We start from the raw sequence: 26239 nt of genomic DNA on the forward strand, positions 1-26239 counted from the left end.
GTCTATAACGTTATTTAGCTCTCTACTAAATAAGGAAACAGCATATTTAAACATTAACTTATTTATATTATTATAGCTAATTTCAGATTTGTTATTTCTTAAAATATCCAATAATTTATCATCAAATTTATTTTTATCCAAATGCTCAATCGCCTTGCTTAGCAATTCTATTTTCTCCTCCAAAACCTCATCATTCTCTATCATTGAATAAGCCACAGCTCTATCAAAAACAGTATTTAATTCATAAGTTCCTTTTTCCAGATTATTATCAAATCTTGTAAAAAGTTCTTTTAAATCTTTGGTATCGCACCAACCTTCTAAAAACTTCACTAACCAAATTACTCTTTGTTTATCTTGACGAGTAGAATAACGCATCAAATACCAAATATTAAAAAAACGTTCTTGTAAACGGTATAAATTAGTACGCCCTGTAGTGCGTGGTTCAATTTCAATGATTTGATTATCAACCAATTGTTTTAATTGAGCAGAAATTTGGTTGGTTTTTAAGCCTTGTCTATCAGCGCGAGCTATCTCAGCAATTTCACTTACTGTTACAGCATCCCAAGCTTTTGCTACGGCATCTACAATGAGTTGTTGTTGCGGTTTTAAATCGTCCATGCGATGTTTATAGAGTGGTGTCACTCTATCTAAAATCGCTTCTAAATCTTTAAAACTATCCTGCTTTTCATTATCAATAAAAACATCAAAAAGCATCACCATCGTACGGATTACTCCACCCGATAGCTTTCGCATAACATCTATGCGTGCACGTTCAGTTTTCAGTATTTCAGCAAATTCTTCTGTTTTTCCTTCGTTTTCGGCCAGCCTTTCAAAGAGCAAAATTGTTTCATCAACATTCATCCCTTTGAGGCGAATTTGATAAAAGAAATCATAGAAAGGCTTATTGTAATTAGAAGTATGTTCAAGTAAAGTAGCCGATGCACCTACTAAGCGAATTTCTGATGAATTCATTAAAATATTTCGCAAACGATGGGTCGAAATCTTGCCTATTTTCTCCAAAAACTGCCCGAAATTATCATGGAAAACAATGATTTTTTGCTGATTTTCTTTTAAACATGCTACAAGAATCTCGTATGCTTTTTGCTCATAATCCTCCTCGTATTCGTGCACTCGCATAGTATTCAACAGTTTTTCATACTCAGGATGGTCTTCGGCAAGAAGCTTTGCTATATGCTCAAAAAAGGAAGCCAAATCGGGCATAGAATATTGTTCCTCATTAAAAACAATGGGTAAAAGCCATGTGTTGAGGGTTGCGTCATCTTCAATAGCATACTTTAACCTTAAAAGCATGGTAGTTTTGCCCATACCTCTTTGTCCTAAAAGCATGTAATGCTGAGGCGGTTTCTGCATGGTATCCGACTGAATATCGGCAAAGATTTGTTCAAAAATAGCCGTCCTAACCACAAATTCTGCTTTCAGTATTTTTGGGTCTTTCTGAGGAGGGTTAAATAAGTAGGTATGTTTTCTATCAGACATTTTTCGACCACCATTGTTTAAGAATTGGAGAATAAAACCGCCATTTTTTTCCTACTAACTCTACAATATATCCATCGTATTCAAGCGTGAGCAAAATATTTTTAAAAGAGCTTTCAAGATGGGTTTTTACCGCTAAATCATATAATTCTAATTCATTAACCGATTGATTCTCGGTTAATTTCTTCAAAATTTCATGTACCAACGTTAATTCATTTCGATTGAAAACCTTGCTCAAGCGTCCTCGATAATGGTCTAAATAAATCCCTCCATTCAAAATAAGTTCTTTGAACGCTTGATCTATAAAAGCCTGATTCACCTCTTTTGCTTCTTGGCGATACAAATCACGAATTTCTTTGATGGAGAGCTGAATATGAAATGGGATAAGCCACTCTATTTTTTGTTGAAGCAGATATTTTAAATCTTCTTCGTTGGCTTGTATTTGATAGGTATGAAGAAGTTTTTGAGCTAATGCTAAGCCTTCTACTAAAGAAAGTGGGCGAAGTTTATATGATGAAATATCATTAATATCTGCGGTGGCATCCAGTTTCTTAACAACCGAAAGCAACCCGATTGAACCTGTGTAAATAAACTTTATTTTTTGATTGTATTTATTATTTTGCCTAATTGCACGGTTTTGCTTTAGAAAAGTTCTAGCAGCTTGTTCTCCTTGTTCATCTTTGATATGTTCAATCGTTACTGGGAACTCATCAATCATCAATAATATTTTACGATTATCTAAATCAACTTTTTCTAAAAAGTCTTTAAATTTTTCATAATAATCAATGTGCTCATTGGCTTTTTCGTTGAAATCTATTGAAAAGAAACCACCAACATCAATGTTGTCAATACTACTCAGAAATCCCTTGATTTTCTTCCCTGCTTTTTCAATACTTTTTTGATAACGACTCTTGTTTTCAATATCAAAAATAGCTTTAAGTAATACTTTAAAGAAAGTTTGGCTATCTGTAACATCTTCTGTATCAACATACACACAATAATATTCCTCAGTGGGATTATCTTTGATATAGTGGATAATAGAAGTTTTACCTACACGTCTAGGAGCAGAAAGCAATAGACTATCACTTTCGTTAAGGGCTTCGTAAATTTCGGCTACAATATCATCTCTTAAGAAGAAATCATCACCAGTTGCAGTTTTACCAATGCTTAATTTCATTTTGCATTTTTTTTATTGCAAATATATATTGCATTTTTTTTATTGCAAAATAAAAACACTATATTTAAAGGAAAATTAAGTATTTGAAGAGTTAGATAACTAACGCTTCAAATATCGCTCATCAATAATCTGCAAATGATGCGTACAATGTCCTAAAATAGCATAGCCTAAACCACGTACGGAAATAGTAAAACTACTAGCTACGCCCCTCTCTTCAAGCATTTTTTCATTTAAACTTTTGAACAAAGTAATGGTAGCTTTGCGGACAGCCGTAAATTCTTCTAATAAATCTTGAATACTTCTTTGCCCAGCATTAGAGGTATCACCATATAATACTTCATCATAACCAGCCAAAGGGGTATTGTCTTGACGGGCAAAGCGTAAAGCACGGTAAGCAAAGATTCTTTCTGTATCAATCACGTGTCCTACCACTTCTTTGATAGTCCATTTGTTAGGCTGATATTGATAATTTAAGGTTGCTTCATTTAAAGAAAGCATCTTTTGAATCAGTATTGATTGGTTGTCTTCTAGGCCTTTTAGTAATTCGAGGGTATTTACTTTATTGATATAATTACTAAAAAGACCAAAATTTTCTTCGGATGATGGAGGTAGGATTTGCATGAGGTTTATAATTGTGAGTTAGTGAATTGTGAATGAGTGATTTGGGGATAAATATAGTGTTAACCTTAGCTTTGTCAACTCTTAAAGAATTGACAAAGCTAAAAAATTAATGAATTGTGATTAAGTAAATCAATTTTTAATAAATAATACTAAAGTTAATTGACTCAATATTTAATCACTCAATCACAACTCACTAATTCACAATTTAAAAACTCACTCATTCACAATTAATTTACTAACATATTCTGGCACAGGTAAATCAAATTGCATTTTTGGATCGGGAATAGGATTTTGTGCCTGTAATTTTAAAGGTAAAACCCCTGCCCAAACAGGAAAATCATAATCTTCTTCATCATCATTGGGTGGTCCTGTTCTTGTTTTTGCTGAAGCTTCTTCTAAAGGAAACGAAATAATCATTGTTTTCTGCATTTCACTTTTAGTGGGGAGACGAACATTATCCCAACGCCCTGCAATAAATTGTTCTGTAATAGCTACTAATGCATCCCATCGCTCGGTTTCGTCTGTAACCATCGTTCCTGGGGCAAACATAATTACAGAACGATAATTGACGGAGTGGCTAAAAGCTGACCTTGCTAATACTAATCCATCAATCAAAGATACACTAATACAAACGGTTCTGCCATCGGCAATGGCACGCATAAAATGGCTTCCCACTGAACCATGAATATATAATGTATTGCCGATACGGCCATAGCCTGTCGGAATACACATGGGTGTTTCTCTTTCTACATAAGATACATGGCAGAAAAGCCCTTCATCTAAAATACTATGGATAGTTTCTTCTGTATAATCGCCTTTTTTTGCTGCACGACTAATTTTTGTTCTTTCGGTAATTGGTAATGTTGCCATATTTTTAATTGGGTTTACGGTCAATAATCTTTACAAATTTCTATCTTTACTGGATTAGTTTAGTACTCCACAATTTCGCATACAAGTAGTCCAGATGGAAATACCTTATAAAACCTTACTTGACATCAGGAAGGATTCTTCTTTGCCTGTTTATGTACAAATAGCCAATGAAATCATCAAGAATATCCAATCGGGAATATTGAAGACAGGTACAAAACTGTTGAGCTCCCGACAAATGGCAGAGCTACTGGCACTGCATCGAAAAACAGTTGTAGCAGCCTACGATGAATTGTATTCGCAAGGTTGGATTGAGGTATTGCCTAAAAAAGGCACTTTCATTGCTCAACATCTACCCCATGTAAAGCCTATTCTATTATCGCAAAAAGACTTTCAGGAAGAAGGTAAAGATAATTTTTCGATGGATTTTCCTAAGAATAGCCACGTAAGAATTCCTATTGTTATTACACAACGACTAGCCTTTAATGACGGGCTACCTGATGTACGGTTAGCACCTAGAGACGAACTAGCTCGTTTGTATGCTCATTATATTAAGTTTGGGGAACCCTCAGTACTTAATTACACCTCTGTATATGGCACATGGCGACTTCGTGAAACTTTTTCAAAAGTGTTAAATGAAACACGTGGCATGAATACAACCCCTGAACAGATTATTACTACTAGAGGAAGCCAGATGGCTATTTATTTGGTTGGCTTAGCTCTATTTGAAAAAGGAGATGAGGTAATTGTGGGTGCTTTAAATTACCCTGCTACTAATATGACCTTTGCTACGTTAGGAGCAAAACTCAATATTATTCCCATTGATGAGGATGGTATTGTTGTGGATGCCATCGAGGATATTTGCCTACAAAAAACTGTTAAGGCAATTTATGTTACATCACATCATTATCACCCGACTACGGTGACGCTTACACCCGAACGTAGAATTAAACTATTGGCTTTGGCAGAAAAGTATCGTTTTTATATTCTTGAAGACGACTATGATTATGATTTTCATTATGCAAATAGACCCGTATTACCCTTAGCAAGTGCAGACCGACATGGCTTAGTAGTGTATATTGGTTCGTTTACTAAAAAAATTGCTCCTACTTTTCGGGTAGGTTATGTTGTAGCAAACCAAGAAATCATTGAAGAACTCGCCAAGCTTAGGCGTATTATAGACCGACAAGGTGATACGATTCTGGAATTATCCTTAGCAGATATGTTAGAAAACGGCACACTAAAACGCCATGCCGCAAAAGTGTTGAAAATCTACAGAGAACGACGAGACTTTACTTGTGACTTATTGAAAAGGGAATTGGGGAACGTTATCGACTTTAAAATTCCTGATGGCGGTATGGCTATCTGGACAAAGTTCGACAAAAGTATTTCTTTGATAGACCTCGCTAAGAAGGTTGCCAAAAATGGACTTTATATCTCGGATGGGTCAGCATATCCGTCTGAGAATGCTTGTAGAATAGGTTTTGCTTCCATGAATTTTAAAGAAACTGAGGATGCAGTAAAGATTTTAAAAAATGCTATTTAAATATCAATTTGCTGTCACCAAATATTTGTTAATTAATTTCATTTTTATACAGTAGATTATCTAATAATTTAAGTATTTTGGATTATTCTTTTCACATCGTATTCACAAACTCGACAAACAAATGATTTATAAAAAATTACTATTCCTCTGCCTTTTTCTTTGTTCATTAGGTAGCTATCAAATAAAAGCACAAAATGAGGACGAACGCTTAAAAAATATTAAAGCTAGTTTACCTCAAATAGATCAAATTTTCAAAGCTTATGCTGAAAAAAACCATTATCCTGCTTTTACGTATGGCTTGGTAGTAGATGGCAAATTAATACATTCGGGGGCTGTGGGGTATAGCAACCTTGAGAAAAAAATACCATCCTCCATACAGTCAGATTTTAGAATTGCCAGCATGTCGAAAAGCTTTACGGCTATGGCTATTTTGAAATTAAGGGATGAAGGCAAACTAAAGTTGGATAATCCTGCGTATTTGTACATCCCTGAATTAAAAGGACAACATTTGTTGACGAAAGATGCCCCAGAAATTACTGTCCGCAATTTATTAACACATTCAGCAGGTTTTCCAGAAGATAATCCTTGGGGCGACCGTCAGTTGGCTATCAGCGACGAGGCTATGTTGAAAATGTTCAAAAAAGGAATCACGTTCTCTAATAATCCAAGTACTGCTTATGAATACAGCAACATGGGTTTTGCGATGTTGGGATATATCATCAAAAAAGTTTCTGGAAAGTCGTATCAACAATACATCAACGAGAATATTTTAAAACCTTTAGGCATGAACCACACCTATTGGGAATATAGCAAAGTGCCTGCCGAGCAATTGGCACATGGTTACCGTTGGTTGAACGAAGAATGGGTAGAACAACCATTATTACACGACGGTGCGTATGGAGCGATGGGCGGAATGATTACAACGATAGAAGATTTTAGTAAATATGTAGCTTTTCATCAATCTGTGTGGCCAGCTAGCGATGGTATTGAAAAAGGGCCTGTAAAAAGAAGTTCCGTTCGAGAAATGCAACAACCTTGGCAATTTATTGGTGTAAACCAAAATTATAAATATCCTACTGGTCGTAAAGTGGCAATAGCAAGTGCTTATGGTTATGGTTTAGGGCAATCTACTGATGCCGAAGGTAGGCGTTCGGTTGGGCATAGCGGTGGTTTACCGGGCTTTGGTAGTAACTGGCGTATCCTGCAAGATTATGGTATTGGGGTAATTTCATTTAGTAATCTTACTTATGCCAATGCTGGTTATTTCAATGTTCAAATATTGGATACTTTGGTAGCATTAGCCAAACTAAAGCCTACACCAATTCCTGTTTCGCCGATTCTGAAACAACGAATTAATGAGCTAACAGCACTATTGCCTACTTGGAAAAATGCAGAAACCAGCGGCATTTTCGCTGAGAACTTCTTTCTTGATTATTTCGTGCCAAGCTTGCAGAAAGAAGCAACACCCATTTTTGAAAATGCAGGAAAAATTTTAGGAATAAAAGAAATTAAACCAGAGAATAATCTGAGGGGCACTTTTGTGTTAGAAGGAGAAAAAGCCAATATTGAAATTAGCTTCACGTTGACGCCAGAGAATCCAGCTTTGATACAGGAATATCATATTAAACAGGTATCTAAATAAGTTTTTTACCCGCTAATTTTGCAGATAAAAACCGCTGATTTTCGCAGATATGATATATTCTGCGAAAATCAGCGATAAAAATCTCTGTAAATCTGCGGGTAAAATATTTAAATCTCTATCTCATTCTATCAGAAGACTTCACTAACATTTCATCTCTACGAATAAAACGGTTAGCAATCATGTTGGCTAACATTGCTACTACTGATGCTACAAAACCAGCACCATAGTTTCCTTGGGCTTCTGGCTCAAACATCGGTACACCTACTCTAAACACTTCATAAAAAGTAATTCCTAGCGTTATGGCAATCAATAGCGAATTGATTAAACCCAACGTCATTTGTAATACCCTTTTTTTGTATTGCGTAATAGAAAAAATCGCAATCGAAACAGCGATAATGGCTAAAATACCAATAACTGCCGTACTAGCAGTGCTGATACAAGCATTCTCTTTCCAATGTTCAAGGTTAAAAGCAGTTAACACTACCCTTTCATTCAACAAAGCACTATTTTTTTCCCAGATAGGTAAAACTGTTACTGATGCCATTGCTACGGCAACGACAAGTAATAATAAGGTTTGAATTCTTTGAAGCATCTCTTTATATAATTCGTAAATTTTAAATTTGATAAGGCAAAGTTCTAAAACTTTACGAATGTACGCAAGATTACAATTTCAAATCCGCATTTTTATAATATTCATATTCTACCCGAAGGAAAGGAATTGGCTTCTGGTTTTCAAATTTTACCCAATCAGCCATGATTAAGCGGTTTTTAGCATCATAAAATAATTGTTGACGACGCACCAATGCATTTTTCCAATAAACACTTAGTTCAGTAAGTTTTCCTATGTTATTATACACGGGGAACAATCTTTCGGTATGCCACATAGACGAAGAGGCATAATTTTGATTGATATCGTCTACCTCTAAAACCTGCGGAATCTTACTATTGCTATCCACATAATTCAGCGTTACCTTTTTTACTACGATTCCGTTATTGTTTTTTAGTTTTCGTTTTTCAATTCGATTATAGATGTCGGCGGTTTCTTGCCAACGGGAAGACTTATCGCTTATCAGAAAATCAAAATCATAGTTCAGAATATTATCTTCAAAATAATTAATCAGTTCTTTGCTCTGGTTAGGCTTAATCGTCCCATCAATATCAAATTGAATATCACCACTGCCTTTGTTGTTATTGATAGGCACTACTCTGATGGTTTTTAAAAAAGCCACGGTAGAATCAATAGCAGCCATGTTTTTTTTGTACTTAGCTCCGATGCTTATCAGGTGTCCTCTGTCGTAATTAAGGATAATTACTGCATCAGCCCCTAATAACTGTGCCTTTTGTTTGAGCTGTACAAGGGCATCGTTATAATCATTGCCATCGGTTTCAATCATCAATGTTTTGAAATAAGGCTCTTTAATGGGCAATTCATGCAAGAAAAAAATATCAACCTCATGCGTATGGGGTAAAGTCGGAACTTTCGTAAAAACGTTTTGTGCCGAAACCCTCACACAAGAAATCATCAAAACCAGTATAGCGATTAGTCTTTTCATATTTTATAAAGCTTTAGTTTTAAGCAAGACAAATGATACATTAAAAACCCCTAATTGATACGATTATTATTCTAAGCGTCGATATATTTACAAGCAATCTTAGCCGAGGAAATTGCCAAAGGAATACCTCCACCGGGGTGTACGCTTCCCCCTACAAAATATAGATTTTTTATCTTGGACGAAAAATTTGCGTGTCTTAAAAAAGCCGCATAACGATTATTGGATGAATTGCCATACAAAGCTCCTTGTGCCGACGACGTTTTCGATTCAATAGTTCGTGGGTCAAGAATTTCTTCGCATACTATTAAGTCGGAAATATCTACTTTTAATATCCTCGATACTTTATTAATCACATTTTGGCGAGTATCAGCTATGATTTTATCCCAGTCTTGTCCTTCATTGGCTGGTGCATTGATAAGTACAAACCAATTTTCACAGCCTTCGGGAGCATCATCCTTTTTTAGTTTGGAAGTAATGTTGATATAAACAGTGGGGTCTTGACTGATAGCTTTATCATTAAACATCGTTTGAAATTCTTTACGATAGTCGTCACTAAAGAAAATATTGTGAAGTCCTAATTCGGCAAATTGCTGTTTGATTCCCCAATAAAAAATCACGCCAGAACTGCTCTTGGGCTGATTTAATAACCGCTCTGGATGCTGTTGGGTGGGCATAAGCTTGCGATAAGTATGGGTTACATCCATATTCGAAACCACTATGTCAACATCTTTCTCAATATGTTGCTGTAATGAATTACTAAACCGAATGCCCGACGCTTTTTTGTTGGTTACTAATATTTCTTCTACTTTGCTCTCATAGTTGAATGTTACACCCAAGTCTTCGGCTAGTTTCACCAATGAATCTGTGATAGAAACCATACCTTTTTTAGGAAAGAAAGCTCCGATATTATATTCTAAATGAGGAATAATATTGAGCGTAGCAGGGGTTTGATAAGGGTCTGACCCATTATAAGTAGCATAACGATTGAATAGTTGTACAATCTTAGGGTTCTTAAATAATTTTTCGTTTGCCTCGTTCATCGTTCCGAAAATACCAAGTTTAGGTAAATTCAGATAACCCTTCAAGGCTTTCAGCGATGTCCATGTAGAAAGTTTATGCAATGAGTCTTGTAAAAAGAGCCCGTCTAATACTTCATATTTAAAAGCACTGTCTTTCAAGAAATCCAGAATTTTCTGTGCAGACTCGCCCGTAATTTGCTCAACTTCTTTTGCAAATCGCTCAGTTTCAGCCCAAGCGGTAAGTTTTGTGTCATCTTCCCAAAAATAATGACAAATATCTGGCAACTTTACATAATCAAAATATTGGTTAGGATTTTTGCCTGTTAACTCAAAAAGTTCGTCTACCAAATGTGGCAAGGTAAACAAAGAGGGCCCCGCATCAAAACGATAGCCTTCGCGCTCAAAACTGCTCAATTTGCCTCCAGCATAAGTATTTGCTTCAAAAACAGCTACTTCAAAACCTTTATGAGCCAACCGAATGGCGGTTGAAATTCCCGCAATTCCTGCTCCAATTATTGCTACTTTTTTCATAAATCATAGCACGATTTTATAGAATCGTACCTAAAAATATTTAATTTATTCAATCTATTTTATCAATCATTCTATAAATACCAATCTTTAAACTCATCAAATAGTTTTCAAAACGTCTAATTTCTGTAATTTTGCAAAAAATAAAAACTTACCACAAGTTTCTGCCTATCTGGAATTGGAAAATTCCTATTGATTTTCGCAACAAAGCCTGTGGCAGGATATAAATTCTTTATGCTCAGAACACATAATAATGGCGAACTCCGCCTCACAAATGTAAACCAAACGGTTACCCTCTGTGGATGGGTACAGAAAACTCGTGACAAAGGCGGTATGATCTGGATTGATCTCCGTGACCGCTACGGTATCACGCAGTTGATGCTTGAAGAAGGCAAAACGCCTAAAGAAGTGTTAGATTTGGCTCGTACCTTCGGTCGTGAATTTGTAATTGCTGCGACAGGTAATGTAGTTGAACGTCTTTCTAAAAATGATAAAATTCCGACTGGCGATGTTGAAGTAAAAGTTACTTCTTTGGAAGTACTCAACCCAGCAAAATTGCCTCCGTTTTTGATTGAAGACGACACAGATGGCGGTGATGATATTCGTATGAAATATCGTTATCTAGATTTACGTCGTAATCCTGTAAGAGCTAACTTACAGTTGCGTCATCAAGTGGCACGTTTTACAAGAGATTATCTCGACAAACAAGATTTTATAGAAGTAGAAACTCCTGTATTGATAAAGTCTACTCCTGAAGGAGCAAGAGACTTTGTCGTTCCTTCAAGAATGAACCCTGGTGAGTTTTATGCTTTACCACAATCACCACAAACATTCAAACAATTATTGATGGTTTCGGGCTTTGACCGTTACTACCAAATCGTAAAATGTTTCCGTGATGAAGATTTACGTGCTGACCGTCAGCCAGAGTTTACTCAGATTGACTGCGAAATGTCGTTCATCGAGCAAGAAGACGTATTGAATATGTTTGAAGGCTTGATTCGCCATTTGTTCTTGAACGTAAAAAATATGGAATTGGGCGAAGTATCACGTATGACGTATGCACACGCCATGAAATATTATGGTTCAGACAAACCAGACATTCGTTTTGATATGAAATTTGTGGAATTGAAAAGCGACGAAATCGACTTGACTTCTGGCAAAGATTTTCCAGTATTCGATGCTGCCGATATCGTAGTGGGTATCAACGCCAAAGGTTGTGCGGAATATACACGTAAGCAAGTTGATGAATTAACTGACTTTGTAAAGCGTCCGCAAATTGGTGCGAAAGGTATGATTTACCTTCGTTACAATGCTGATGGAAGCTTAAAATCGTCAGTAGATAAATTCTATGCAGAAGAAGATTTGAAGAAATGGGCTGAAGCATTCGGTGCTGAAAAAGGGGATTTAATCTTGATTCTTTCGGGTACTGGTGATAAAGTACGTAAGCAATTGAATGAATTACGCCTTGAAATGGGTAATCGTTTAGGTTTGCGTGACCCTAAAAAATATGCTGCTCACTGGGTTGTAGATTTTCCATTATTAGAATATGGCGAAGATGAAAACCGCTGGTTTGCGATGCACCACCCTTTCACTAGCCCTAAACCAGAGGATTTACAGTATTTGGAAACAGGAGAATTAGGAAAAATTCGTGCAAATGCTTACGATTTAGTAATCAATGGCGTTGAAGTAGGCGGTGGTTCTATCCGTATTTTCCAAAAAGAACTACAAGCAAAAATGTTTGAAGTACTCGGATTCTCGGATGAAGAAGCAAAACATCAATTCGGTTTCTTGATGGATGCTTTTGAATACGGAGCGCCTCCACATGGTGGATTAGCATTCGGTTTCGACCGTCTTTGTTCTTTATTCGGTGGTTCAGATTCAATCCGTGACTTTATCGCCTTCCCGAAAAACAATTCAGGACGTGATATCATGATTGACTCACCTTCAACAATCGATCAAAAACAATTAGATGAATTAAAAATTCGTACTGTGGTTTAGTATTCGGTCATGCAGAATGACATAAGGTCTAAATAACAATATAAAAGCGTTTTAAACAGTAGCAAACCTTCAAGGCTTGCTACTGTTTTTTTTTGCTCTTTTTGATAGTAAAGCCGATACTCTAAATAATTATATTGTACTTTTTGTGTATAATACATAAAAATATCGTTAATTTCGATATATAAAATGTCAAGATAATTTCATCTGGCAGATTGTTCTCCCTTTGATTTCAACAGGTGTTTTTTAGTAAAAAAAATGAAAAATATAGCTAACTAAAACATCATTTAATAATTTCTCATTGTTATTCGGCTAGATTGACAACATCGATTCACGCTTAAAATAAATACTTCTTACTATTCAATAAATACATGAATAATCAATTCATTGCCTCAATTAATCGCCTTTTTCTTTCCGTTTTAATCTTAACGGGATTGTATTCCTGTATAGACCCTTATGATGTTAATTTTAATCAGGAAAATAAAATACTGGTTGTTCAGGGACTGCTTACCAATGACATTGAAAACCCTGATACCATCAAAATTCAGTATTCTGTCTATACTAATGGTTACACTCGTACACAACCTGCTTCGCCTTTAGATGTCTATATTTATTTGATTAATTCAAAACAAAAAATAGAACTGGTACAAACTGGAATAGGCATTTTCGTTCCACCTCCAAATTTCAGTATTGAACCTTCTGAAAAATATACGTTGAATTTTACTTTATATGATGCTGAAAAAGGTGAACAAAAGTATCAATCATCTCCTCAGCAGGCATCTATAACACCGCCAATCCTAAATATTCATGATAGTTTTAACCCTCAAAGTAGGCTTTCAGAAGATGGCAAAAAATTTGTCTCTTCCAACGATGTTTTTATAGACTTCCAAGACCCTGCTTCACAAAAAAACTATTACCTATGGAGATATATCCACTTTGAAAAGCTAGAAGAGTGTATTACCTGTTATTCTAGTATTTATAGCCCTTATACTGAAAGCTGTATTCCCATGCCAGGCTCAAGACAACCCTATTATGACTATACCTGTATGACCATGTGTTATGGCATTATGAAAAGTGACAAAGTAAATGTATTCTCAGATTTGGCATCAGACGGTCGCTTAATTACTGGTAAACGTGTGGCTCAAATACCTTTTTATTTTGTCTCTGGATGTTTGGTTGAAATTCAGCAGATGTGTATTTCTCCTGATGCTTATACTTTCTATAAAAACCTTGAATCGCAAACACAAACTAATGGTGGGCTTGCCGATACTCCTCCTACGGCAATTGTTGGTAATATTAGTAATATCACCAATCCCGAAGAAAAAATAGTCGGATATTTTAGTGTAGTTAATATTCAAAAGAAACGCCATTGGATAGACAGAGCAACCGCTACAGGTGAACGTTCTAATATCTTAGGGCACGTAGTAGTGCATGACCCTAGCCCGATGGCACCTTTAGCTACTTGTAAAAAAAGTGCAAGCCGTACTCCTTTTAAACCTGAAGGCTGGCAATAACCTCTAAACGAATGAAAACAAAAATACTAATATTTATAAGCCTCTTTCTATTATTCCATTTCAACGGCTTAGCACAGGAAGCTGAAAAACAGCGTTTTGTAACAATAAAAATAACCGTTAGAGACTCAAGTGATAACAGTATTTTGAAAGAAGCTGCTGTAAGAGTTGATTTTCAAAAAGTCTATTTTTCTTCAGACAGTACGGGGGTGCATACTTTATATTTACGAAAGGGTAATTATTCTCTTTCTATCAATCATTTAGGGTATAGAGCTTTTAATGTGAAGTTATCTGTCAATACCCAAAATATCAATTTAAATGTCAACTTAGTAAATGTCTCTCGTGAGTTAGATGAAGTGGTAGTGAATAGCCAAGGGGGGAATAATAATGTAGCCAGACCATTATTAGGCGTAAACCCTTTGAGTATAAAGATGATTAAGCGAATTCCTGCTATGATGGGAGAAACCGATGTTCTACGAGGGTTACAAATGTTACCAGGGGTTACTTCTGTTGGTGAAGCCGCCAATGGCGTAAATATCAGAGGGGGTACAACAGACCAAAACCTTATTCTTTTAGACGATACTCCCATTTTTAATCCAACGCATCTTTTTGGGTTATTCTCAATTTTTCCTCCAGATGCCGTATCTGGTTTGGATTTATATAAAGGTGGAATTCCTGCTCGATTCAGTGGTAGAGCTTCGTCGGTGATTGATATTTTTATGATAAATCCATCTTTAGAAAAATTCAAAATGACAGGTGGTATTAGTCTGGTATCTAATCGATTGACCGTAGAACAACCTTTGATAAAAAATAAATTAGGAATAATGGTTTCTGGAAGAGCGTCTTTCAATGACTTTATGTTCAGATTGGGTCCACCCAGACTAGAGAATATCAAAGCAAATTTTTATGACCTTGCCACAAAAATATACTATAAAATAAACACTAAAAACACATTATCTTTTTCTGGATATTTAAGCAAAGACTTCTTTCAAACCGATTTATTAGGGACTATTGGAAACGTGAATGCTACCTCCACCCAGTATGATTATAGTACTATCAATGCTTCTCTGAAATGGTTTTATGCTTTCAACAATAAGCTAAACCTTCAAACTGTGGCAGTGTTTACCAACTATCAACCTAAAACTTTGTTGCCAGAATTAAATAGTAATAATAAAGTATCCATCGAATCAGGCATTAAATATCACCAGCTAAAATCAAGCTTAAGCTATAATACAGACCTACATAAAATAGAGGTAGGCATCAGTAGTATTTTATACAATATTAATCCGGGGACACTTAATCCTGGCACTTCCCAAAGTGTTAATTACATCTCTGCACCCGAAGAAAAAAGTATAGAATCGGGTATTTATATAGAAGATGAATATGCCTTGAGCAAACGTCTTAATTTATCCTTCGGGCTTAGGTATTCTCAATACTGGGCAATGGGACCAACAACCGTCAGAGACTATGACCCATCATTACCTAAATCTGATTTTAGTGTTATTGATTCAACCTTTTACCAATCTGGCCAGTCTTCTGCAAATTACGGAGGCTTTGAACCACGCCTTGCCTTAAAATATACCCTTAGTGAACTAAGTTCTATTAAGTTTGGCTACAGTTTAATGAGGCAGTACCTACAGGTAGTATCTAATACAACAACACCCCTGCCTACCTCACGTTGGGCAACAAGTAATAAATATATTAAGCCACAAGTAAGTCAATTGTTTTCTATAGGTTACTTTAAAAATGCTAAAGACAATATTTATGAATTTTCATTAGAAGCATATTATCGTAATACTGAAAATATTATTGATTTTAAACCCGGAGCAGATTTCCTGTTTCAGCCTTATATAGAAACTCAAACATTACAAGGCAAAGGTAAAGCTTATGGTATCGAACTAATGCTTAGTAAGAAAAAAGGAGCAGCCACAGGTTGGATAAACTATACGTATTCTAGGGCCTTGAACCAAATAAAAATAGGGGAACGATTTGAAGAGCAAATCAATAATGGTAATTGGTATGCAACAAACTTTGACAGACCCCATAGTTTTAATGCTACCATCAGTATTGCCCAAGGCAAACACCATGAATTTGGTTTTACTTTTGTGTACAATACTGGTCGACCTTTTACCTTACCAAATGGATTTGTTGAATATAATGATGTGAAATATCCTTTTTATCTGGATAGAAATAATGAACGAATCAAAGACTACCATCGGCTCGACTTCTCTTGGACTATCCATAACCCTAGTCTAAAGAAAAAACGCTGGGAAGGCTCGTGGACTTTTGCAGTCTATAACTTGTACGGGCGTGCAAATGCATACTCAGTATATCTCAGACCAGAGAACGGTCTAAGAGCGTATCAACTAACTATCTTTGGCTCTCCTATCCCTTCACTGACATATAATTTTAAATTTTTGTGATGAGTCCCTAATTTTATCATCATCAAAATACAACAAAAAAAGACGAACAAAGCTGCTCGTCTTTTTTTCTATCTAGTCCCACCATCAGTGGCGTGGTAAAGATATAACATTTATTGCTATTAACAAATGATAATTTTTTACAATCTAGCATCTACTAAATTTTTATTCCATAAAGACTTAATATCGTACACTACTGCGTCTGGATTTTTAAGTTTTTCTAAATCCAATTGTTGAAATTCGTCATGCGAAACAGCTAGTAAAATACCATCATATTTTTCGGAAATTGTATCGATAAGTGTGATGCCATATTCTTCATGAACTTCTTTTTTATCAGCCCAAGGGTCATAAACATCGATTTTCACACCAAATTCCTTTAATTCCTGATATACATCAATCACTCTTGAGTTACGAATATCTGGACAATTCTCTTTGAAGGTAATACCCAAAATCAAGACTTTACTACCTTCAATTTTATGTCCTTTCTTGATTAATAATTTAATCAATTTTCCTCCTACAAAAATCCCCATGTTATCATTTACTCGTCTTCCCGATAATATAACCTGAGGATAATAGCCCAAGCTTTCTGATTTATGCAATAGATAGTAAGGGTCTACCCCAATACAGTGTCCGCCTACTAAGCCCGGTTTAAATTTCAAGAAATTCCATTTGGTACCTGCTGCTTCCAATACTTCTGAGGTATCAATACCCATTTTATCAAATATCAAGGATAATTCATTGACAAACGAAATATTTACATCTCTTTGAGCATTTTCGATAGCCTTACTTGCCTCAGCAACTTTAATACAAGATGCCTTATAAGTACCCGCTTCGATAATTGAGCCATACAACTTATCAACAAACTCAGCAATTGCTTCATTAGACCCCGAAGTAACTTTCTTGATTTTAGTCAAGGTATTAATCTTATCTCCCGGATTGATGCGTTCAGGTGAATAACCACAGAAGAAATCTTGGTTGAATATCAATCCACTTTCTTTTTCCAAGACAGGAACACAGTCTTCTTCTGTACAGCCCGGATATACGGTTGATTCATAAATAACAATGTCGTCTTTTTTTAGATACTTCCCAACCGTTTTACTGGCCGAAAGCAAAGGAATCAAATCAGGCTTTTTGTATTTATCAATCGGCGTAGGTACGGTTACGATAAATATATTACAGCTACTTAGCATCTCAGGCGTAGCCGAAAAAGTAAGTTTCTCAGAAGCTTTTAATTGTGCTGATGCTACCTCATGCGTGCGGTCGTGACCAGCATTTAGTTCATCTACACGTGTTTGATTAATATCGAAACCTAAAACTTGGTACTTTTTCCCAAATTCTACTGCCAAAGGTAAGCCTACATAACCAAGGCCAATAATTGCGATTTTCGTTGCTTGTATATCCAAAATGAACTTCAATTTTAAAACTTTATTATTGTCAATTACTACCTCTTCAAAGACTCCTATTACTTTACTAAGTAGTGAATTTTTGAATTAAAACATAAAGGTAAGCTTATACTACATTTTTTTCAATGTTAGGCGAATGAATCATTATTAAAATGATTTTCAGGGAGAATTTTTACCCGCAGATTTTAGAGATTTTAAAACGCTGATTTTCGCTGATTTTTAATGTATTCCAAAAGCTGAAAGCCGATAGCTCAAAGCTTTTAATCAATATTTTTACCCGCAGATTTCAGAGATTCTAAAACGCTGATTTTCGCAGATGCTTAATCTATTCCAAAAGCTGAAAACAGATAGCCGATGACCGAAACTTGATAGCTCAAAGCTCACCTCTCAAAGCTAAAAGCTTAATGAAAGAAAATATAACTTACCCAGATAGCCGTAATGATACTTACTAAATCGGCTGTTAAGCCCGCCCAAAGTGTATAACGAGTGTTGCGGATATTGACAGAACCAAAGTACAAAGCCAATACATAAAAAATGGTATCTGAAGACCCTTGAAAAACACAAGACAAACGACCTGCGAAAGAATCAGCCCCAAAGGTTTTCATGGTATCAATCATCATTGCCCTTGACCCACCCCCACTCAAAGGATGCATCAAAGCAGTAGGCAACGCGTCGGTAAAGTCTGTATTCATTCCTGTTAACGCAAAGGCATATTTCATGCCATCCACTACCCACGTTAATGCTCCAGAATTTCGTAAAGCACCAATCGCTACAAGCATTGCCACTAAATAGGGAATAATTTTGACAGACGTTTCAAATCCGCCTTTTGCCCCTTCAATAAAGGCACTAAAAACATCTACTTTTTTTATTAATGCTCCTACAAGGAATGATATGATGAATGTAAAGAGAATAACATTGGAAGAAATCTTTGAAACCACTTCAATTTGTTCTTTCGGAATACTTGAAAAATACCAAAGCACGAATCCGATAAATAATGAAATGCCCCCTAACCAAGTAAGGATTACCCTATCTAACAAATTGATTTTTTGACGAATGGCTACAAACAGTAATCCCGTAACCGTAGCTATATAAGTAGCTATCAAACAAGGAATAAAAATATCAGATGGGTCAGCGGCACCATAAATAGAACGCTGTGCCATGATACTAAGGGGAATCAGTACTGGCCCAGCACTATGCAACACCATAAACATGATTTGTGCGTTAGACGCCACATCTTTACTCGGATTCAATTCTTGCAGACTTTGCATGGCTTTTAGCCCAAACGGTGTAGCGGCATTATCCAGTCCTAGCATGTTGGCCGAGAAGTTCATAATCATCTGTCCATTGGCTGGATGGTTCTTAGGAATTTCAGGAAACAATCTGCTAAAAAATGGCCCTACTAAACGGGCTAGAAAATTGATAGCACCTGCACGTTCGCCAATGTTTAATAAACCCATAAAAAAAGTCATGACACCCGCCAAAGGCAAAGCTATTTTCATTACCGCCACTTCGGAAGAATCAAACATTCCATCAATAATTATTTTAAATATTTCGGTATCTCCCGTAAAAATGAGTTTGATTAATGCGACAATAAAAGCGACAATAAAAAAGGCAATCCAAAGGTAATTTAAGGCCATGTTATCATTAGGGTTTTATGAGCTCAATTTAAAAACTTGAACAGAAGTATTAAAAGCTAAAATTGCTTTATTTTCACTATTCAAAGCATTTCACCCTTAAATTTATGTTTTATTCTTTAATGACATCAACAATATGAGAAAACAAATTTTCTGTCTATTACTTTTTTGGGTGCCTTATCTGGTAGTTTCGGCTAATGTGAAAGAAGCGAAAGTTGAGAAAAACGATCATAATCCTCCAAAGAACCTCAAGAAGAAGCTACAGACGGACTGTGAGTATGAGCAAAAAATGGCTCAACAAGGATTAGTCAATATTCAAGAAATTGACCCCTCTGTTTTAGTTGAATTGAAATACTCTACTACAGATAATTTTGTGGGAAAAGATGTCTATGGTTGTATCACCAATTGTTTTATGCAGAAGCGACCAGCGAAAATGTTGAAACAAGCCAATACTATTCTTCAACAGAAATACCCAAATTATCGGCTATTGGTATATGATGGCGGTAGACCGCATAGCATCCAAAAAATATTATGGAATACACTTTCGCAATATCCACCCAAAGAAAGAGCCAAATATGTAGCAAACCCGGCCGAGGGGTCAATTCATAATTACGGTAGTGCTGTTGATCTGACCATAGCTACAGCAGACGGTAAAGCATTAGACATGGGCACTAAGTATGATTACTTTGGGGCTTTGGCATATCCCATTAAAGAAGATTATTTTCTTGACCAAAAGAAACTTACGAAACAGCAAGTAGCCAATAGAATACTACTTCGCACTGTTATGAAATCAGCAGGTTTTACAGCAATTGATTACGAGTGGTGGCATTTTAATGCTGTTTCCAGAAGACAAGCAAAACAGATTTATCAGATTATTGAATAGTTTTTTAGTAAAAAGCTGTCAATCGTTCGATTTTAATAAAAAAGTGTCCGAAAACGGACACTTTTTTACTTTATAAGTATCCATAAATATCTGTAAAACAATTGCTTATACCCAATGGCATATTCCTTGTGGTTTTGAGTTAATAAATATTTTAGGCACTAACTTCTACGAACACAAATTCTAGAGGATAATATCTATTTCCCTTTTATCACAGCATCATAGCCGTTTATCCTAAAAATTTTTAAAGCCCCAAAAATCATTCGTAACATTGAACCATAAATTATAAGAATTATGAAATTCTCATTACTAATCCTAACAGGCATTACTTTATTGACTTTTCAAGCAAAAGCTCAAAACGCAATCCAAGCAAGCTCAAATGATAAAACCAAAGTATCATTGCAAGATGCTGTAAACATTGCCTTGAAAAACAACATTTCAATAAAACAAAGTGAAAACCAAGTATTATTGAATGGCTTACAATTGAAACAATCAAGAGATAATCGTTTGCCCAACGCTAATGGTTCAATTAATGAATCATTCAACTTTGGTCGAAGCCTTGACCCATTCACCAACACTTATGTTGAAAAGAACATCAATTACAACAGCTTAAGTGTTAATGCTAACGTTACTCTTTTCAACGGCTTTCTATTAAGAAATACGATACTTCAGAATGATTTATTGTTGAAAGCGACTGAATTAGATTTACAGGCAATGAAAGAAAACATTTCTTTGCAAGTAGTTTTAGCATATCTTAATATTTTAAATGCGCAAGACATTCTACTGATTTCGCAGAGCCAGACACAAATTACGGCTTTACAAATTCAACGTACTGAAAAGTTAGTCAATGCGGGTTCTTTACCACAGTCTAACCTACTAGATTTAAAAGCACAATTAGCGACAGAAGAAACTACGGTTATCAATAACCAAAGTACTTTAGATTTAGCAAAATTATCATTAATACAATTATTGAATGATAAAAACATTACTGACGTAACCGTTGAAAGAATTGCATTACCTGTTCCTACTACTTCTGAAGGATACGATGCTACTGCTGCTAAAATATATGAAATTGCCGAAAAAGCACAGCCTACAATAAAAGCAGCCGATTTGAGAATTGAAGGTGCCATCAAAGGTATTGATATTGCTAGAGCAGGTTTTTTACCAACCATATCTGCAGGAGCTAGCTTAGGTGCTAACCAGTCTAACGCTCAGAAAGTTTACCGCCAAGATGGTGTAACTACTTCTAATTTAGGAAATGTAAATGTAAATGGAGTAGACTACCCATTGATTGTTTCTCAAACAAAATTTGTAGAAGACGGAACAGTAGCTTATTTTCAACAGCTAAAAAATACCGCCAATTATGGCTTTGGTTTTAATGCTACTATTCCTATTTTTAGCCGTTTCTTAAACAAAAACAGAGTAGCACAAGCTAAAATCCAAAAAAGCAATGCTGACTATACCGCCCAGTTAGCTCGCCAAACACTACGCCAGAACATCGAACAAGCCTACACAAACATGAATAACGCTGCTAAACGCTTTGATGCTTTAACGGTACAAGTAACAGCGTTGGAGGAATCTTTCAGAGCAGCAGAAAGTAGATTTGGAGCTGGAGCAATTGATTTTGTTAACTACAGTTTACAAAAAACAAACCTTGACAAAGCTCGTGGCAACCAAGTACAAGCAAAATATGACTTTATTTTTAGAACAAAAATCTTAGATTATTATCAAAATAAACCACTTACCTTTTAACTTGTGATTTGTGTATAGAACGATTACACATCATCACACAATTACCCAACATTATGGCAAAGAAATCTTCAAATAAAATCTGGTGGATATTAGGTGGAATCATCGTGGTATTAGTTATTGCATTAATTGTTGCAAAACAAAAAGGCCTCATTGGAAAAGAACCATCTACAGAAGTTGAATTCACTAAAGCAAAAAAAGCTGATATTATCGAAAGAGTATCCGCTTCTGGGAAAATTCAACCTGAGATTGAAGTTAAACTTTCGCCCGATGTTTCAGGGGAAATTGTAGGACTATATGTAAGCGAAGGTGACTCTGTAGTGGCTGGTCAATTACTTTTGAAAATTCGTCCTGATAATTATGAATCATTATTGGCTCGGGCAGAGGCACAAGTAAATTCATCTAAGGCATCAGTAGAGCAATCAAAAGCAATGCAATCTCAAGCAGAGTCACGTTTGTTGAAAGCTAAAATTGATTATGACCGTAATAAGAAATTACATGATGACAAAGTAATTTCAGATGCTGATTTTGACCAATTCAATTCGCAGTATTTAGTAGCAAAACAAGATGTAGAATCTACAAAGGCAAGTGTATTGGCTTCATCATTCAACGTTAAAAGTTCGGAAGCTGCTTTGAAAGAAGCAAGAGCTAACTTAACGAAAACAACTATCTATGCTCCGCAGAGTGGTACTATTTCAAAGCTGAATGTTGAATTAGGCGAACGTGTAGTTGGTACGTCTCAAATGGCTGGTACTGAACTACTTAGAATTGCCAATTTAAATAAAATGGAAGTACGTGTAAATGTGAACGAAAACGATATTACACGTGTTTCAATGAATGACACTGTAATTATTGATGTAGATTCATACAGTGCTTCTGGCAGAAAATTCAAAGGTGTAGTATATGAAATTGCTAGTTCAGCCAATGGCTTAGGCAGTACTTCTGCTACCACTGTTTCAACTGATGCAGTAACGGAATTTGAAGTAAAAATTAGAGTATTGCGTAAATCGTATCAAGATTTAATTGTAGGCAAACACTCATATCCATTAAAGCCGGGAATGACAGCGTCTGTTGAAATTATTACTGACCGCAAAAATGGCGTTTTATCTGTACCCCTAGCATCAGTTACTACTCGTGACCCAAGTATGAAAGACGGCGAAGAGAAAAAAGAGGGTGATGCACCTGCAGAGGCTAAGGAAGATGAAAAAGTAATCAAGAAAGAGAAAGTTAAAGAAGTAGTTTTTGTACTAGGAAAAGACAGCAAAGCAAAAATGAAAGAAGTAAAAACGGGTATCTCTGACTTTGAAAATATTGAAATCCTTTCAGGTTTAACAGATGGCGAAACTATCATTTCTGGTCCTTATTTAACCGTTTCTAAAAAATTAAAAGACGGTGAATTAGTGAACAAAAAAGAAGTTAAAAAAGACAAAAAATAGTCAATAGATTAGTTTGGTTTAGGGTTTATGAAAAAGCCAGTCAGGAATGTTTTGACTGGCTTTTTTGTGTACTTACATGCCACATCGTGTTGAATTGTTTTGTATATTTATGTAAAACAAACTAAATATGACATCAAGACGAAATTTTCTAAACCAAGTTACTGCGCTTGCCGGTACTTCCTTACTTCCAACATTTAAAGGTTTATCTTCCAACGACTTACAGTCGATTAGTAGTTTTTCACCAGATAAATCAGCCACGTTAATGGCTTCTGATGAAGACTTTTGGTATCAAATTCAACAAGCCTATACGGTTTCTCCTCAAATCATTAATTTGAATAATGGCGGGGTTAGTCCAGCCCCAACGGTTGTGCAAAATGCCGTAGAACGCTACAACAAATTAGCCAATGAAGCCCCAAGCTATTTTATGTGGAGGATTCTAGACCAAGGTCGTGAACCACTACGCGAAAACCTAGCAAAATTTGCAGGTGTTTCTCCTGAAGAAATCGCCATTAATCGCAATGCTACCGAAGCCCTTGACACGGTTATTTTAGGCTTGCCCCTGACTCGTGGCGACGAAATCGTAATGAGTAGATATGACTACCCAAATATGTTACATGCTTGGCGACAAAGAGAACTCCGTGAAGGATTAAAAATCAATTATGTAAACATTGATTTACCTTTGGAAGACAACGATTTGATTGTTCAAAAGTATGTTGAACAAATGACGCCCCGTACTAAAGTGGTACATATAACGCACATTGTTAATTGGAACGGACAAATTTTACCTGCCAAACGTATCGCAGAGGAAGCCCACAAACGTGGTATTGAGGTATTGATAGATGGGGCACATTCATTCGCCCATTTAGAATACAAAATTCCTGATTTGGGTGGAGACTATTACGGAACCAGTTTGCACAAATGGCTATCAGCGCCCATTGGCTCGGGGATGCTTTGGATAAAAAAAGAGAAAATCAGTAAAGTGTTTCCCTTAATTCCTAATGACAAACCTAATGGAGACAATATCAGGAAGTTTGAAAATCTCGGAACTCGTCCCTTCCCTATCGAACAAGCGATTGGGCAGGCTTTAAACTTTCAATTAGCCATTGGGAATGCTCGAAAAGAGGCTCGTCTTCGCTTTTTGAAAAACTATTGGGCTAAAGAGGCTTCCTCAATGCCTAAAATCAAATTGAATACTCCTCTGAAAGCTGAATACTCAGGAGCGCTATCACATTTTAGTGTGGAGGGATTGGATGCAGGCAAAATAGAAGGGGAATTGTTCGCTAAATATAAAATCCATACATCGCCTGTAAAATGGGAAAAATTAGATGGAGTAAGGGTAACGCCACATGTTTATACAAGTCTGCAAGATTTAGATAGACTCTTGGACGGCTTAAAGTATTTGTCGACTAAAGTTTAGTGGATTATATAAAATACAAAAGGCTTCCTTGAACAATCAGAGAAGCCTTTTGTATTTTGTTTGATATATTTTAGCCAACCAATTCTTTCAAATCTTCATCGTTCAATTGTTTACGGGCATCAGCCATCAACAAGAAACGGGTATAAAGTTTATCTAAATCTGGTTTTTCAAATTCAAATCCTAGTAACTGTAAACGGTGACGAAGGGCAGCACGACCCGAGCGAGAAGTCAATACGATAGCAGAAGAAGGAACACCCACATCTTCAGGGCTCATGATTTCGTAGTTCTGAGTATGTTTCAAGAAACCATCTTGGTGAATACCCGAAGAGTGTGCAAAAGCATTCGCTCCTACAATCGCTTTATTCGCTTGTACAGGCATTCCCATTAAATTAGAAACAAACTGCGAGAATGGATAAAGTTGTTTTGCATTGATACCTGTATGATAACCTAAATCTTTATGTGTATTCAAAATCATGGCAACTTCTTCTAAAGAAGTATTACCAGCACGTTCCCCTATCCCGTTGATAGTTACCTCTACTTGTCTTGCACCTGCTTGAATTCCTGCAATGGTATTAGCAGTAGCCAATCCTAAATCGTTGTGATTATGCATTGAAATTACTGCTTTGTGGATATTCGGCACGTTTTCAAACAAATAGTTGATGCGTTGGAACATTTGTTGAGGCAACAAATAACCAGTAGTATCAGGCAAGTTAACCACTGTAGCACCTGCATCAATCACAGCTTCTGTCAATTGTGCTAAGAATACTAAATCTGCACGACCAGCATCTTCTGCAAAAAACTCAACATCTTCTACAAACGACTTTGCGTATTTTACAGCCCAAACACCTCTTTCTAGAATTTCTTCACGTGTTGAGTTAAACTTATACTTAATGTGTGTATCTGATGAACCGATACCCGTGTGGATTCTTGGATATTTAGCATGCTTTAATGCCGCAGCGGCCGCATCAATATCTTCTTTCTTGGCACGAGTCAGCCCACATACAGTGGCATTTTTAACTAATTTGGCAATTTCTTCTACCGAACGGAAATCTCCAGGTGAAGAAATCGGGAAACCAGCTTCGATAATATCTACCCCAAGTAGTTCTAGTTGTTCTGCAACTTGTAACTTTTCTTCGGTATTTAATTGACAACCCGGTACTTGTTCGCCATCGCGAAGGGTGGTATCGAATATTAAAATTTTCTGACTCATGGTTATTGCTTTTTGAAGGATTCTTAATCAAAAATAACACGTGATTATAGAAAAAACAAATTTTACAAATTCTCATCTTTAGAATTAAATTCTAAAAAACCACAAAAAACAAGTCTATATAGAATTAAATTCTAAAC

General features: G+C 36.0%; 19 protein-coding genes. 9 read left to right on the plus strand and 10 right to left on the minus strand.

All coding sequences use genetic code 11. The features are described 5' to 3' along the window. The 4 genes from AC07XN_RS12380 to AC07XN_RS12395 all read right to left on the minus strand — a co-directional run. Nucleotides 1–1497 (minus strand): ATP-binding protein (locus AC07XN_RS12380; RefSeq protein ID WP_494743310.1); only part of this gene is annotated, 1497 nt, incomplete at its 3' end. Then, nucleotides 1490–2671 (minus strand): ATP-binding protein, encoded by a 1182-nt coding sequence (locus AC07XN_RS12385; protein WP_494743311.1) that lies wholly within the window; start codon nucleotides 2669–2671, stop codon nucleotides 1490–1492. The genes AC07XN_RS12385 and AC07XN_RS12380, both read right to left, overlap by 8 nt. 99 nt (nucleotides 2672–2770) lie before the next feature. Continuing rightward, nucleotides 2771–3292: a DinB family protein gene (locus AC07XN_RS12390; RefSeq protein ID WP_494743312.1), complete on the minus strand. Its 522-nt coding sequence runs from the start codon at nucleotides 3290–3292 to the stop codon at nucleotides 2771–2773. A 213-nt stretch (nucleotides 3293–3505) separates the two neighbouring features. After that, a complete protein-coding gene (locus tag AC07XN_RS12395; RefSeq protein ID WP_494743313.1) occupies nucleotides 3506–4162 on the minus strand; it encodes a pyridoxamine 5'-phosphate oxidase family protein in 657 nt (218 codons plus the stop codon). Nucleotides 4163–4256: 94 nt separating this feature from the next. Between AC07XN_RS12395 and pdxR the strand changes: the two genes are divergently transcribed. Both pdxR and AC07XN_RS12405 read left to right on the plus strand, forming a co-directional pair. Continuing rightward, nucleotides 4257–5705: a MocR-like pyridoxine biosynthesis transcription factor PdxR gene (pdxR, locus tag AC07XN_RS12400; RefSeq protein ID WP_494743314.1), complete on the plus strand. Its 1449-nt coding sequence runs from the start codon at nucleotides 4257–4259 to the stop codon at nucleotides 5703–5705. A gap of 121 nt (nucleotides 5706–5826) precedes the next feature. Beyond that, the gene (locus AC07XN_RS12405; protein ID WP_494743315.1) at nucleotides 5827–7347 is read left to right on the plus strand and encodes a serine hydrolase domain-containing protein; all 1521 of its coding nucleotides are present in this window, start codon (nucleotides 5827–5829) and stop codon (nucleotides 7345–7347) included. Between the two features lie 115 nt (nucleotides 7348–7462). Here AC07XN_RS12405 and AC07XN_RS12410 read toward each other — a convergent pair whose 3' ends face one another. The 3 genes from AC07XN_RS12410 to crtD form a co-directional block, all read right to left on the minus strand. Next, a complete protein-coding gene (locus tag AC07XN_RS12410; protein ID WP_309920765.1) occupies nucleotides 7463–7939 on the minus strand; it encodes a DUF4293 domain-containing protein in 477 nt (158 codons plus the stop codon). A gap of 70 nt (nucleotides 7940–8009) precedes the next feature. Continuing rightward, on the minus strand, nucleotides 8010–8900 hold the full coding sequence (locus AC07XN_RS12415) for a hypothetical protein (protein WP_494743316.1): 891 nt from the start codon (nucleotides 8898–8900) through the stop codon (nucleotides 8010–8012). A 71-nt stretch (nucleotides 8901–8971) separates the two neighbouring features. Then, entirely contained in the window at nucleotides 8972–10450 is a 1479-nt protein-coding gene (gene crtD, locus AC07XN_RS12420) for a 1-hydroxycarotenoid 3,4-desaturase CrtD (protein ID WP_494743317.1), read from the minus strand. 231 nt (nucleotides 10451–10681) lie between these two features. On the opposite strand from crtD, the gene aspS reads away from it, so the two are divergent. The 3 genes from aspS to AC07XN_RS12435 all read left to right on the plus strand — a co-directional run bounded on the left by aspS (nucleotide 10682) and on the right by AC07XN_RS12435 (nucleotide 16376). Beyond that, nucleotides 10682–12445: an aspartate--tRNA ligase gene (gene aspS / locus AC07XN_RS12425; RefSeq protein WP_494743318.1), complete on the plus strand. Its 1764-nt coding sequence runs from the start codon at nucleotides 10682–10684 to the stop codon at nucleotides 12443–12445. Between the two features lie 368 nt (nucleotides 12446–12813). Then, on the plus strand, nucleotides 12814–13956 hold the full coding sequence (locus AC07XN_RS12430; RefSeq protein WP_494743319.1) for a DUF4249 domain-containing protein: 1143 nt from the start codon (nucleotides 12814–12816) through the stop codon (nucleotides 13954–13956). 11 nt (nucleotides 13957–13967) lie between these two features. Then, nucleotides 13968–16376 carry a TonB-dependent receptor gene (locus AC07XN_RS12435; protein WP_494743320.1) on the plus strand — a complete coding sequence of 803 codons (2409 nt, stop codon included), beginning with the start codon at nucleotides 13968–13970 and terminating at the stop codon, nucleotides 16374–16376. A gap of 137 nt (nucleotides 16377–16513) precedes the next feature. Here the strand turns inward: AC07XN_RS12435 and AC07XN_RS12440 are convergent, their stop codons facing one another. Continuing rightward, nucleotides 16514–17779: a nucleotide sugar dehydrogenase gene (locus AC07XN_RS12440; RefSeq protein WP_494743325.1), complete on the minus strand. Its 1266-nt coding sequence runs from the start codon at nucleotides 17777–17779 to the stop codon at nucleotides 16514–16516. Between the two features lie 398 nt (nucleotides 17780–18177). Beyond that, on the minus strand, nucleotides 18178–19413 hold the full coding sequence (locus AC07XN_RS12445; protein ID WP_494743321.1) for a nucleoside recognition domain-containing protein: 1236 nt from the start codon (nucleotides 19411–19413) through the stop codon (nucleotides 18178–18180). Nucleotides 19414–19546: 133 nt separating this feature from the next. Here AC07XN_RS12445 and AC07XN_RS12450 point away from each other — a divergent pair, with 133 nt between their 5' ends. The 4 genes from AC07XN_RS12450 (at nucleotide 19547) to AC07XN_RS12465 (ending at nucleotide 24892) form a co-directional block, all read left to right on the plus strand. Continuing rightward, nucleotides 19547–20293 carry a M15 family metallopeptidase gene (locus AC07XN_RS12450; protein WP_494743322.1) on the plus strand — a complete coding sequence of 249 codons (747 nt, stop codon included), beginning with the start codon at nucleotides 19547–19549 and terminating at the stop codon, nucleotides 20291–20293. A gap of 291 nt (nucleotides 20294–20584) precedes the next feature. Beyond that, a complete protein-coding gene (locus tag AC07XN_RS12455; RefSeq protein ID WP_494743323.1) occupies nucleotides 20585–22042 on the plus strand; it encodes a TolC family protein in 1458 nt (485 codons plus the stop codon). 53 nt (nucleotides 22043–22095) lie between these two features. Next, nucleotides 22096–23475 carry an efflux RND transporter periplasmic adaptor subunit gene (locus AC07XN_RS12460; protein WP_309920788.1) on the plus strand — a complete coding sequence of 460 codons (1380 nt, stop codon included), beginning with the start codon at nucleotides 22096–22098 and terminating at the stop codon, nucleotides 23473–23475. A gap of 127 nt (nucleotides 23476–23602) precedes the next feature. Further along, nucleotides 23603–24892 carry an aminotransferase class V-fold PLP-dependent enzyme gene (locus tag AC07XN_RS12465; RefSeq protein WP_494743324.1) on the plus strand — a complete coding sequence of 430 codons (1290 nt, stop codon included), beginning with the start codon at nucleotides 23603–23605 and terminating at the stop codon, nucleotides 24890–24892. A gap of 70 nt (nucleotides 24893–24962) precedes the next feature. Here AC07XN_RS12465 and AC07XN_RS12470 read toward each other — a convergent pair whose 3' ends face one another. Then, nucleotides 24963–26102 (minus strand): 2-isopropylmalate synthase, encoded by a 1140-nt coding sequence (locus tag AC07XN_RS12470; RefSeq protein ID WP_309920796.1) that lies wholly within the window; start codon nucleotides 26100–26102, stop codon nucleotides 24963–24965. Nucleotides 26103–26239: the final 137 nt, after the last annotated feature.

Source organism: Arcicella sp. GW458-12-2-14-TSB2 (assembly GCF_059423785.1).